The 10893-nt window shown below is 59.0% G+C and carries 14 protein-coding genes; 5 read left to right on the forward strand and 9 right to left on the reverse strand.

Annotated features, from left to right (window positions below):
• Positions 1 to 780 (reverse strand): hypothetical protein (locus LDL37_RS01990; protein WP_290793559.1); only part of this gene is annotated, 780 nt, incomplete at its 3' end.
• Positions 781 to 790: 10 nt separating this feature from the next.
• Entirely contained in the window at positions 791 to 1555 is a 765-nt protein-coding gene (locus LDL37_RS01995) for a pseudouridine synthase (RefSeq protein WP_290793562.1), read from the reverse strand.
• Between the two features lie 73 nt (positions 1556 to 1628).
• Between LDL37_RS01995 and LDL37_RS02000 the strand changes: the two genes are divergently transcribed.
• Both LDL37_RS02000 and LDL37_RS02005 read left to right on the forward strand, forming a co-directional pair.
• A complete protein-coding gene (locus LDL37_RS02000) occupies positions 1629 to 2198 on the forward strand; it encodes an SOS response-associated peptidase (RefSeq protein WP_290793565.1) in 570 nt (189 codons plus the stop codon).
• Positions 2195 to 2758, forward strand: a complete 564-nt coding sequence (locus LDL37_RS02005; RefSeq protein ID WP_290793568.1) for a uracil-DNA glycosylase family protein — start codon at positions 2195 to 2197, stop codon at positions 2756 to 2758. Before LDL37_RS02000 ends, LDL37_RS02005 begins: the two co-directional genes overlap by 4 nt.
• Before the next feature lie 166 nt (positions 2759 to 2924).
• Here the strand turns inward: LDL37_RS02005 and LDL37_RS02010 are convergent, their stop codons facing one another.
• On the reverse strand, positions 2925 to 3584 hold the full coding sequence (locus LDL37_RS02010; protein ID WP_290793571.1) for a cation transporter: 660 nt from the start codon (positions 3582 to 3584) through the stop codon (positions 2925 to 2927).
• 137 nt (positions 3585 to 3721) lie between these two features.
• Here LDL37_RS02010 and LDL37_RS02015 point away from each other — a divergent pair, with 137 nt between their 5' ends.
• Positions 3722 to 4276 carry an NADPH-dependent FMN reductase gene (locus tag LDL37_RS02015; RefSeq protein WP_290793573.1) on the forward strand — a complete coding sequence of 185 codons (555 nt, stop codon included), beginning with the start codon at positions 3722 to 3724 and terminating at the stop codon, positions 4274 to 4276.
• Between the two features lie 40 nt (positions 4277 to 4316).
• On the opposite strand, the gene LDL37_RS02020 is transcribed toward LDL37_RS02015, so the two are convergent.
• From LDL37_RS02020 to LDL37_RS02030, 3 genes are all read right to left on the reverse strand, one after another.
• Complete coding sequence (locus LDL37_RS02020; RefSeq protein ID WP_290793576.1) at positions 4317 to 4886, reverse strand: hypothetical protein; 570 nt, start codon at positions 4884 to 4886, stop codon at positions 4317 to 4319.
• Positions 4887 to 4938: 52 nt separating this feature from the next.
• Positions 4939 to 5064 (reverse strand): entericidin A/B family lipoprotein, encoded by a 126-nt coding sequence (locus tag LDL37_RS02025; protein WP_013480655.1) that lies wholly within the window; start codon positions 5062 to 5064, stop codon positions 4939 to 4941.
• Between the two features lie 111 nt (positions 5065 to 5175).
• Positions 5176 to 5382 (reverse strand): DUF2061 domain-containing protein, encoded by a 207-nt coding sequence (locus LDL37_RS02030; protein WP_126423380.1) that lies wholly within the window; start codon positions 5380 to 5382, stop codon positions 5176 to 5178.
• A gap of 160 nt (positions 5383 to 5542) precedes the next feature.
• Here LDL37_RS02030 and LDL37_RS02035 point away from each other — a divergent pair, with 160 nt between their 5' ends.
• Entirely contained in the window at positions 5543 to 6748 is a 1206-nt protein-coding gene (locus LDL37_RS02035; protein WP_290793583.1) for a TIGR03862 family flavoprotein, read from the forward strand.
• On the opposite strand, the gene LDL37_RS02040 is transcribed toward LDL37_RS02035, so the two are convergent.
• The gene (locus LDL37_RS02040) at positions 6715 to 7548 is read right to left on the reverse strand and encodes an NAD-dependent epimerase/dehydratase family protein (protein WP_290793586.1); all 834 of its coding nucleotides are present in this window, start codon (positions 7546 to 7548) and stop codon (positions 6715 to 6717) included. The genes LDL37_RS02035 and LDL37_RS02040 overlap by 34 nt on opposite strands.
• Before the next feature lie 158 nt (positions 7549 to 7706).
• On the opposite strand from LDL37_RS02040, the gene LDL37_RS02045 reads away from it, so the two are divergent.
• Positions 7707 to 9239 carry a UbiD family decarboxylase gene (locus tag LDL37_RS02045; RefSeq protein WP_290793589.1) on the forward strand — a complete coding sequence of 511 codons (1533 nt, stop codon included), beginning with the start codon at positions 7707 to 7709 and terminating at the stop codon, positions 9237 to 9239.
• Between the two features lie 6 nt (positions 9240 to 9245).
• On the opposite strand, the gene LDL37_RS02050 is transcribed toward LDL37_RS02045, so the two are convergent.
• Both LDL37_RS02050 and LDL37_RS02055 read right to left on the reverse strand, forming a co-directional pair.
• Positions 9246 to 10292, reverse strand: a complete 1047-nt coding sequence (locus LDL37_RS02050; RefSeq protein WP_290793591.1) for a restriction endonuclease — start codon at positions 10290 to 10292, stop codon at positions 9246 to 9248.
• A 145-nt stretch (positions 10293 to 10437) separates the two neighbouring features.
• The coding region (locus tag LDL37_RS02055) for a hypothetical protein (RefSeq protein WP_290793594.1) at positions 10438 to 10893 on the reverse strand (456 nt) is incomplete at its 5' end.

Here is a 10893-nt window from a genome sequence, read left to right on the forward strand (position 1 = left end):
GACAATCGTAGGCCATTCACTTCCAATTAAACTCATGGTTTCATCGTGGATAACAGAGTGCTTAAATGCATTAAACAGATCGTTTATTACGCCCAAAAAACATTCATTGCCCTTCTCGTAAAATTCGTCACCACAAAATATTTTATACAATTGCGAATCTTTGTGTTTGGTTAATAAAAACCCAATTGATTCGCATTCAATTTTGCGCTTGTGTTGGAATTTTGAAAACTCCAGCTCCACCCACATCATTTGCACTATTGAGTCGAGTATGCGTCTCATTAAAAAAACGAAAGACTCAGACTCAAATTTATATATGTATATTGGCGATGGAACAAGACACGAATCATTATTAAGCGATCCATTGCCTGATTTGAATGAATCATGCAGCCTTATCAGATCTCTAAATTTTTGATATATTATCCTTATTCCTTGAATACATCTAAATCTAACAAGAACGGTATTACATAATTGCGGCCAATCTCTAAAATGAGGAAATACAGCTTCATAATCTTTGTAATCTAAGGTCGATGCTTTTCTACCGGCATCGAAATTAACCTCAACATGTGGTTTCCGATGCCAAAAAATGTCTGCCTTTATAACCCATTTCCCATCCTCAAAGACTGGAATAAATCCGTCAGTACAATCTTCGAAAGGGGGACGTATGTAGGTTGCACTACTCGGCAACCCCTCACCTTTTTGAATGCTGTCTTGGCTTAAATCAGGAACAGTATCTTTATACAGGTAAAATTTATCGTGCGAATCGTAGTGATAAATTTCCATTTTCCCTCCACTAACGCAGCAAGGCCGCCCGTTCCTCCGGGGTCAGCAGCCGCCACTGGCCTTCGGGCAGGTCGCCGATCTCCACCGGCCCGATGCGCGAGCGGTAGAGGTCGAGAACCCGCAGTTCGCACATATCGCACATGCGGCGGATCTGACGGTTGCGGCCTTCCTTCAGGATAAAGCGCAGGGTCTGTTCCCCCACCTGCTCGACCACGGCGGGTTTCAGCTTGCGCCCGTCCAGCTCCAGCCCGTGCCGCAGCCATTTCAGCTTGGCCTCAAAAATGGGCCCGCGCACGCGCACCGTATAGTCCTTCTCCAGCTCGCTGTCCGGCCCGATAATCGCCTTAGCCAGGACGCCGTCCTCCGAGAGGATCAGAAGCCCGCGCGAGTCCTTATCCAGCCGCCCGACCGGCGCCAGCTTCGAATCCTGATTGGGCCATTGGGTGAGTTGCCCCCAGTGGTTCGGCCGACGGATCATGCGCACCGCTGGAGTCTCACCCGCTTCGGGCTGCCCCGACACAATGCCCACCGGCTTGTGATAGACGACCGTCAGCTTGGCATCGAGCGAGGCCTGCGCCTGCGGATTGAAGCTGACGCTCTGCCCCGCCTCGACCTTGCGCCCCGCATCGCGCACCACCTCACCCTCGACGCTGACCAGCCCGTCGGCGATAAAGGCATCGGCTTCGCGGCGCGAACAGACGCCCGATTGCGCCAGCCATTTGTTGAGGCGGATCGGCTCAGCGCCTTCATAGATGCGGGTAAAGGGTGCAGACATGCCGCCCTCCCTAACGAAAAACGATGCGCGGCGCGAGTCTTGTTTCGGGCGTGCGGCCCCCTATACTGATCCCATGTGCGGACAATTCCTGGCCCTGAAAGCGTGGCGCGACTTTCTGATCAGCCTCGGCATGACCGATGAGGCTGTGGCTGAGGTACTCCACGATGTGGTCAAACCCACCGACGCCTACCCCATCGTCACCGCCGGGCCACGGCTGATGACCGCGCGCTGGGGGCTGATCCCCGGCTGGGCGAAGGCGACGCCGAAAGCCTCAACCTTCAATGCGCGGATCGAAACCGCGGCGGAAAAACCGACCTTCCGCGACGCCTTTGCCCGGCGTCACGCGCTCGTGCCGGTGGAGGGTTTCTACGAATGGTATCAGGGTCGCCGCCACCGCATCACGCGCCGCGATGGCGAACCGCTGGTGCTGGCCGGGCTGTGGGAAGGCGGCACCTTCACCATACTGACCCGCCCGGCGCGCACGCAGATGGCCGCCTTGCATGACCGCGAACCGGTGATGATCGGGCGTCGGCAATGGCAGGGCTGGCTCGACAATAGCGTCTTTGGTCCGACCCTGCCGCCCGATGACCTGTTCGATATTGTCGATGATGACGCCGCCCCGGTGCAGGACACGCTGTTTTGAGCCTGCTCGACGACATTGCCGCCTGCCGGGTGTGTGAAGCGCACCTGCCTTTGGGGCCACGGCCGGTGCTGCGTGCCGCCGACCCCGCCGCGCGCGTGCTGATCGTCGGTCAGGCACCGGGCACGAAGGTCCACGCCTCGGGCATTCCGTGGGACGATGCGTCGGGTCAGCGCCTGCGCGACTGGATGCAGGTGACACCGGAGGCCTTCTATGACCAGAGCCGCTTCGCCATCCTGCCGATGGGGCTGTGCTATCCCGGACGGGGAAAGAGCGGCGACAATCCTCCGCGCCCGGAATGCGCTCCCCTGTGGCACGCACGGGTGCGGCAGACCCTGCCGCATATCGAACTTACCCTGCTGATCGGGGCCTATGCGCAGGGCTATTATCTCAATGATCGCCTCAGTCTGACCGAGCGCGTGCGGCAGGCGGATCAGTACGGCGCGTTTTTCCCGCTGGTGCACCCCTCGCCGCGCAACCGCCTGTGGCTGAGCCGTCACCCCTGGTTCGAAGGTGAAATCGTGCCGCAACTACGCGCGCGTTTGCGGGGTCTGGGCCTTTAATCTCCTCTCCTCCCTGCGGCTTTGCCGTGGGGAGGTGGCGCGCAGCGCCGGAGGGGGATGACTCTAAAGCCCCGGCCGCGCTAAAAAGCCTGGAATCATCCCCCTCCGCCCCGACACGCTTCGCTTGCTCGGCACCTCCCCATTGCTGCGCAACAGGGAGGAGGGATTATTGGCCCTTCAACTCGGTCAAGGCCCGTTCCGTGATACGCACCGCGGCCTGAAGGCCCATGGCCACCATGATCAGGGCCACAATGGCGTCGGGCAGCGTGTTCTGCGTGAAATACACACCGACCGCCGCCCCCAGCACCATCAGATTGCCGATGGCGTCGTTGCGCGTACACAGCCACACCGACATCACGTTGGAATCGCCTTCGCGGTACTTCCACAGCAGCAGCGCCGAGCCGACATTGGCCGCGACCGCCAGAAGACTGATCAGGCCCATCACCTCGGCGCGCGGCACATCCCCCGTATAGACCTGCCACAGGGTCGTGCCCATGATCCAGAGGGCAAACCCGAACATACTGGCCGCCTTGAGCAGCGACGCTTTGGCCCGCACCCTGACCGCCGCCGTCAGCACAAACAGGCTGAGCGCGATATTGGCCGCGTCCCCGGCAAAGTCGAGCGAATCGGCCAGCAGCGCTTTCGACTGGCTTTGCAGGCCGGCACCGATTTCGACGAAGAACATCACGGCATTGATGGCCATCACCCACCACAGGGCCCGGCGATAGGCGGGATCGGTCGCCGGGCCTATGTCGTGGCTGTGGCCGTGATGATCGTGCCCATGATCGTGAGGGCTGTGATCGTGATGATGGGAATGCGCGGACATAGGACCTCGTTCAGCAGGCAGACAGCTTGCGCCTTTTCATCAGCCGGGTGCAAGCTATTATCCCGATCAGGGTTGCAGCCCCGCCAGGCCCGGCTTATGTGTAGCTAACCACATTACAGATCACGCGAGGTACTGCCATGTCCAGCCCGAAGCTCATCGCCATTTCCGGTTCTCTGCGTAAAGCGTCCTACACGACGGCCCTGCTGCGCACCCTGGCGGCCAATGCCCCGGCCGGTGTCGAAATCGAAGTCGCCGAAGTCGCCGATATTCCCGTCTATAATCAGGACCTTGACGTCGAGCCCTATCCGGAAAGCGTGGCGCGTCTGCGGGCGCAGGTTCAGGCGGCGGACGGGGTTCTGGTCGGTAGCCCGGAATATAACTACGCCATGCCGGGGTCCATCAAGAACCTGCTCGACTGGCTGTCGCGCCCTTATGGCAAGGCGGCGCTGGCGGGCAAGCCGGCGCTGATTATAACCACCTCACCGGCTTCGACCGGCGGCGTGCGGGCGCAATCGCAGATTCGCGGGACTCTGGCGGCCATTGGCGCGCATCCGCTGGGCGGCGCCGAGGTGGTCGTGCCCTTTATCGACAAGAAGACCACCGACGGCGTGTTTACCGACGAAGGCACGCTGAGCTTTATCGAAGCTCAGGTCAAACGTCTGGTCGATGAGATCGAGGTGCGTAAGACATAAGGGATTTCGGCCACGAAACACGCTTTCGTGGCCAATAGTTTTAAACCAGCCGCACCGACTTTGCGCCGGATTCGTTCAGCAGCAGGAATAGGTCGATGATCGCCTTGGGTGGGGCCGAACCGAAGTCGATGCGGAACTGACCGTCTTCGAAACGGAAGCTGTGCAGCACATTGGCCAGCGCCTCGCGGTGCTCGTCCTCGCCTTCGCGCGGCGTGGTCCAGTCTTCAAACCATACCTGAAGATCGGCCTTTGACGGCAGGGCGACGTCGCTTAACACCACCACATCGTCCCAGCGCAGGCGCTCGATGACAATATCCATGCCGGTAATCGTTACGGTAATGGGCTTAAAGCTCAGCATCCGCGACGGCTCAAAGCGCACAACGCGCGGGTCAGCGTCGGTGATCAGATAATCGGCCACAAGAAGACCATCAAACAGGGCGGCGTCTTCGGCCTCAAGCAATACCTCAGGCTCACCGGCATTGCCCGCCATGCGGTGATTTTCGATAAATGAGCGATATTGCTCAAGGTAATGCGTGCGCGCCTGCTGGAGAAAATTCACCAGAGGCCGCAGCCCATGCTGGGTATAGCGTTCAGAAGCGGTGTCGGTCATGTCTGCCCTGATAGCGGTTTCAGGCGACGGACGCCAGACCTACCTGCCCTGCCTACCGCGTCGATTTATCAAGCGCTTCACCAACCGATTCAATATCGCGGCCGACGCCCTTGATGGTGTTGCAAGCCGACAGGACCGGCAGGATGGCGATAAGCGACAGGATGACAAGACGCTTCATGACAGGCGAATCCTTCTCAAAAACAGGACAGATGAGAGACGGTTAATCCGAACCTCTGTCGCTGGCAATGAAGGAGTCATGCCGGAAGATAAGGGCGAAATAAAGAAGCCCTCAATGACTGTGGAACAGGCTCAGCTTTTCCGGGGCCTTGCGCTCCCACAGATACTCATGCAGCGGGAAGACCAGGGTCTGCACCACCGGCTCCAGCAGGCCGATACCGAGCGCAATGGCCCAGTTGCCCGTCAGCACAAAGGCGACGGTCGAAGCGACCAGAACGTGAATGGTCCCGTAGGACAGGGTTTTGGCAATCAGACGCATGACGGGCCTCCTGCGGAGCAATCTCCGATGTGTGGAGCCATCATAGGCACGCGCCCCATAAGAGGGAAATTGATCCTCTTTGAGTTTTCGATAAATAAGAATTATTCTCAATTTCGGGACCGCTCTTGCCTGCGACCGTCCGGGGGGATTAAGGACGGGTATGACCGCCTCCCCTTCCATCGCCGTGATCGGTGCCGGCCCTGCGGGCCTGATGCTGGCCGAACGCCTGAGTGCCGCGGGCCTGCGGGTCGATATATATGACCGTATGCCGTCGGTGGCACGTAAGTTCCTGATGGCCGGGCGCGGCGGGCTGAACCTCACCCATTCCGAACCTCTGGCGGCCTTTATCGGGCGCTATGGCGCGCAGGCGGCGGCGCTGAAACCCGCCATCGAATCCTTTCCGCCCAAGGCCTTGCGCGACTGGGCCGACGGGCTTTCGGCCGACACCTTTGTCGGGACCAGCGGGCGGGTCTTCCCCAAGGCGTTGAAGGCCTCGCCGCTGCTGCGCCAGTGGCTGGCGCGACTGGAAGCGCAGGAGGTCGGCTTTCATCTGCGCCACACATGGACGGGCTGGGACGGATCGGCCCTGACGTTCGAGCATCAGGGCCAAACCGTGCGCGTCGCCGCCGATGTGACCGTGCTGGCGCTGGGCGGGGCCAGTTGGCCCCGGCTGGGCTCAGACGGCGGTTGGACGCGGTTGCTCAGCGACAAGGGTGTGCCCGTCGCGCCGTTGCGCCCGGCCAATATGGGCTTTCGCGTCGGCTGGAGCGCCCTGATCCGCGACAAATTCGCCGGTGAGCCGCTGAAGAACGTCGCCCTGACCTTTGATGGCCGCACGCGCAAGGGCGAGCTGATGCTGACGCGCGACGGGGTCGAAGGCGGGCTGATCTACGCCTTTGCCGCCGCTCTGCGCGACGCCATCGAACGCAAGGGCGCGGCTGTGGCGTCATTAGACCTCAAGCCCGAATGGTCGGAGGCGCAGATCCAGAACCGCCTGTCGCGCGGGGCCAAAAACGACAGTCTGAGCAATCGCTTACGCAAGACCCTTAACCTGACTCCGGCGCAGATCGCCGTCCTGCGCGAAGGCGATCAGCCGGTCACCCCGGCCCTGATTAAGGCCGTGCCTCTGACTCTGACCGGGGCGCAGGAGCTGGCGCGCGCCATATCGAGCGCGGGCGGCATCCGCTTTGACGCCCTGACGGTGGCTTACGAACTGAAGGCCCTGCCCGGTGTGTACGCCATCGGCGAAATGCTCGACTGGGAGGCCCCGACAGGCGGCTATCTGCTTCAGGCCTGCTTCAGTCAGGCCGTCTGGACGGCTGAGGCGATCCTTCAAAAATTCGGCTTGAATATCCCCGGATCATAGCCGAAATCGCGCGTGGCCGCAGAGTGGTCAAAGACCAGATCGGTATTCATGCGCAAGGCCATATGGACATTGCCTTTCAGCGCTGAGCCGGGCCGCAGAACGCCCAGCACCCCGAACCCCAGCCGCCACGCCCACTCCGGCAGGCTGAGGATACGCGCCGGGTGGCCTTTGGCGGCGAATATCCGCGCCACCATCTCGCGATAGCTGAGCGTCTCGCCGCCTGACAGGTCATAGGCGCGGTTGGCCGTGGCGTCAGTCGAAAGCACGCCCACAGCCGCCTTGGCCAGATCACGGGCATGGACCGGCTGGCGCAGGCCCGACGCCCGCCCGCACACCGGAAAGAGGCCCAGCCGGTCGATGGTCGCCGCGATACGGCTGACGTTCTGATCGCGCCCCTCATCATAGATCAGGGTCGGCCGCAGGATCGTCCAGTCCACATCGTGCGTGGCGCAAAAGGCCTCGATACGCGCCTCGGCCTCGCTCAAAAGTTCGACGACGCGGCGTTCTTCCGGCTGCGGCGAATAGGTCTTTGTGAAGCGCGAGGTCGAGGAAAAAGCGACGATCCGTTTCATCCCCTGCGCCCATAACACCTCCAGCACGGCCTCGCTGATCAGCCAGAGGGGCGAGGTGACGATCACATGCGCAAAACCCTCGCCCTCAAAGGCCTGCGGGTGCATCAGGTCGAGGAACAGGTCGTTCGGCTGTTTCGGCTTGCGCGTGGTGAATGCCGCCTGCGGCACGATGTCGCGCAGCCTCTGCCCCACAAGGCTGGTCGCACCGATTACCAGAAATTTCGTCATAGGCACCTCAGATTCGGCGGCAAGTTTACGTTCTTTTCTCCTCCCTGTCGCGCAGCGATGGGGAGGAGAGATCACGCAAACTCCGGACGGAACGCCCTTGCAGGCGTCACCTCATCGGCCTATGTCTCGCAGCCGTGTTTCCACGAAGAGTCCCGGTCATGAGCGCCTACAAATCCCTGCGAGATTTCATAGCCAAGCTCGAACGCGAAGGCGAACTGGTACGGGTGACGGAGCCCGTCTCCACCCACCTCGAAATGACCGAGATCCAGACCCGCCTGCTGGCCGAAAAAGGCCCGGCTGTGCTGTTCGAAAACGTCATCCTGCCCGATGGCTCAAAGTCCGATATGCCGGTGCTGGTCAACCTGTTCGGCACGGTGAAGCGCGTGGCCATGGGCGTGACACTCGAAGGGAAAGATCGCACCAATCCGCAGGACCTGCGCGAAGTGGGTGAGCTTCTGGCCTTCCTGCGGCAACCCGAACCGCCGCGCGGCTTTAAGGACGCCCTCAGCATGTTGCCGCTGGCCAAGACCGTCATGGGGATGCGCCCCAAGACCGTCTCCAAAGCCCCGGTGCAGGAGGTGGTGCAGACCGGTAATGACATCGACCTGACGCGCCTGCCCGTACAGGGCTGCTGGCCCGGTGAGCCGGCACCGCTGATCACCTGGGGCCTTGTGGTCACCAAGGGGCCGTCGGAAGCGCGCGAAGACGATTTCAACCTTGGTATTTATCGGATGCAGGTTCTGGGCAAGGACCGCGCCATCATGCGCTGGCTGGCGCACCGCGGCGGGGCGCAGCACCACGCCCGCTGGAAAAAGGCCAAAAAGACAGAGCCCCTGCCCGCCTGCGTGGTGCTGGGGGCCGATCCGGGCACCATCCTCGCCGCCGTTACGCCGGTGCCGGATACGCTCAGCGAGTATCAGTTCGCAGGCCTGCTGCGCGGGGCCAAGGCCGAGCTGGTGCCTGCCAAGACCGTACCTTTAATGGTGCCCGCCGAAGCCGAAATCGTCCTCGAAGGCCATGTGCTGCTCGACGACTATGCCGACGAAGGCCCCTATGGCGACCACACCGGCTATTACAATTCGGTCGAAAAATTCCCGGTGTTTCAGGTCTCGGCCATCACGCGGCGCAAGCAGCCCATCTATCTCTCGACCTTCACCGGCCGGCCGCCCGATGAGCCGTCCGTGCTGGGCGAAGCCTTGAATGAGGTGTTTATCCCGCTGATCCGTCAGCAGTTTCCGGAGATTGTCGATTTCTGGCTGCCACCCGAAGGGTGTTCTTACCGCATCGCCGTCATCTCGATGAAAAAGGCCTATCCGGGCCACGCCAAGCGCGTGATGATGGGCGCGTGGTCATACCTGCGGCAATTCATGTACACCAAATGGTTGATCGTGGTGGATGATGATATCAACTGCCGCGACTGGAAGGACGTGATGTGGGCGATTTCGACGCGCATGGACCCGGCGCGCGACATCACGGTCATTGAAAACACGCCGATCGACTATCTCGACTTCGCCTCGCCGGAAAGCGGTCTGGGGTCGAAGATTGGCCTCGATGCCACCAACAAGTGGGAGCCGGAAACCCACCGCGAATGGGGCGAAAAGCTCTATATGGAGCAGGACGTCATCGACCGCGTCAGCGAAAAATGGGCGGCTATGGGATTGCCGGGGACGGGTAAGCCGATCTGGAAATAGGAGGGGTTATGTGACCTTTAGCTCAATAACCTCCAGACCTCCTCTGTTTTTGTAGCCAAAATTTTCCTTCGTTTGCTTCCACATCAGTTGATCGTTAAAATTTCGAATTATGGGCCCTCTATGTGAGGGCCATTCTTTATAATGGGCAATATCATCAATATCAGCAAATCCAAAAATAGTTTCTATAGATTTCTTTTTGAACTCCCTATAATATAATGGATCATCGGGAAAGTAATAATCTGAATTTGGAAGAGTTATTTGCAGCCGTATATCCCATGTAACAAAGCCACCCTCAATACAGTTATCTTGCAAATCAAGACGTATCATTTCGGGAGAGCGCTGCGGTATTGTGTGGGATGGAACGAGGTAGTCTGCCGAAACATTATAAAATGGACCGTTTGGCGTGTCATGCCAAATGCGGCGGACACGCAGTTCCTCCCCCTCACCAACATCAACTTTTTGCAATTGATTTATTATCAGTTCCGCATCAAAAAGACTAAGTGGCTGATTCCCAGCTCTACTTTCTAAATAAAGGAAATAACCACAATAATGAGCCATCCAAGATTCCTCTTGGTCTGTATAGTATAATTTCCACTTAGAATTGTTCGCGGAATTTGGAAAAAAATTCTGTGCAATAAAATATGTACTCGGCGTTAGTATTTTCCTTTCTATTGAAACCGCATCCCATAACTCCACTTTTAATGGAGTGTTCGATGAAATTTCTGAAATTTTTCTGACTAACTCCGATGACGGGGCGGTAGTTACAACCAGTAAAAATCCATCAGCAGAAACTTTGCTGCAACGATCCTTAATATCAACAACATCAGAGACACCTACGTTTTTTCCTGAATGGGCAAAATGCTTACAATCCACCAACCACAACCTCGTACCCCCTGCAATACGACCTGTGAGTGGCTCCTCGATTAAGAGGTCGCGGCCACTATCCGGTCCCGTACCCGTCCAATGAGGTCTTAAGCCTGACGTTATAGCTATTTCCCTGATTAATTGCTCTAAGGCCACCCCGTCTTTAGGAAGTTCTTGGAAGTTAAGCATAAGCGTATCATCCGATAAATAAGCCGATTAATCTCTCTCACGATTCTCCAATTTTCGAATTGGCCATCAGGATGATGTTTAGTTTTGTCTATCAAAACAGCATTCTGATTTGATAGCCCGACAGCTAAACCACAGGGAGGAGAGGTTAGCCCGACTTTTTATACGGCGTGCCGTCGGGCCATTTGCCGATGCGGGCGGCGCGTTGTTCGCGCATTTGAGCCTGTTTGTCGGCCCAGCCCTTTGACCACTCACCGTGCGGAGAGGCCACGGGGATTGCCTCTGGTTTCGCTTCTTCTGTACGTTCAGGGGCCAACGCCCCTCCGTTCACGGGGCGGCCTGTCTCCTCCCCGGTAAGCCCCTCAGGGCGCGACGGGGGCGGTGGATCGGCGCGAAGGCGACGAGACGCAGCGGGCGTTTCGGCCGGAGTTGCCTCCTTGACCGGCTTCGGTTTCGCCTTCAGCAGCGGTGTGTATATCCCCCGCAACATCCGCTCGACGGCCATGATGGCACGGGCGGTGCGGCCAATCTCGATAGCCGTGGTGGGGCGCGGCGCGGTTTCGAGCGCGGTCAGAATCTGATCCGCAAGGCGCATCAGGCGGTC

Origin of the sequence: Asticcacaulis sp., from assembly GCF_020217185.1 — a bacterium.
GTDB lineage: Bacteria > Pseudomonadota > Alphaproteobacteria > Caulobacterales > Caulobacteraceae > Asticcacaulis.

Bases quoted from the DNA above. Each gene is read 5' to 3' on its own strand.
- LDL37_RS01995 (WP_290793562.1), bottom strand. From the start codon at position 1,555: ATGTCTGCACCCTTTACCCGCATCTATGAAGGCGCTGAGCCGATCCGC.
- LDL37_RS02000 (WP_290793565.1), top strand. From the start codon at position 1,629: ATGTGCGGACAATTCCTGGCCCTGAAAGCGTGGCGCGACTTTCTGATC.
- LDL37_RS02010 (WP_290793571.1), bottom strand. From the start codon at position 3,584: ATGTCCGCGCATTCCCATCATCACGATCACAGCCCTCACGATCATGGG.
- LDL37_RS02015 (WP_290793573.1), top strand. From the start codon at position 3,722: ATGTCCAGCCCGAAGCTCATCGCCATTTCCGGTTCTCTGCGTAAAGCG.
- LDL37_RS02020 (WP_290793576.1), bottom strand. From the start codon at position 4,886: ATGACCGACACCGCTTCTGAACGCTATACCCAGCATGGGCTGCGGCCT.
- LDL37_RS02025 (WP_013480655.1), bottom strand. From the start codon at position 5,064: ATGAAGCGTCTTGTCATCCTGTCGCTTATCGCCATCCTGCCGGTCCTG.
- LDL37_RS02030 (WP_126423380.1), bottom strand. From the start codon at position 5,382: ATGCGTCTGATTGCCAAAACCCTGTCCTACGGGACCATTCACGTTCTG.
- LDL37_RS02035 (WP_290793583.1), top strand. From the start codon at position 5,543: ATGACCGCCTCCCCTTCCATCGCCGTGATCGGTGCCGGCCCTGCGGGC.
- LDL37_RS02040 (WP_290793586.1), bottom strand. From the start codon at position 7,548: ATGACGAAATTTCTGGTAATCGGTGCGACCAGCCTTGTGGGGCAGAGG.
- LDL37_RS02045 (WP_290793589.1), top strand. From the start codon at position 7,707: ATGAGCGCCTACAAATCCCTGCGAGATTTCATAGCCAAGCTCGAACGC.
- LDL37_RS02050 (WP_290793591.1), bottom strand. From the start codon at position 10,292: ATGCTTAACTTCCAAGAACTTCCTAAAGACGGGGTGGCCTTAGAGCAA.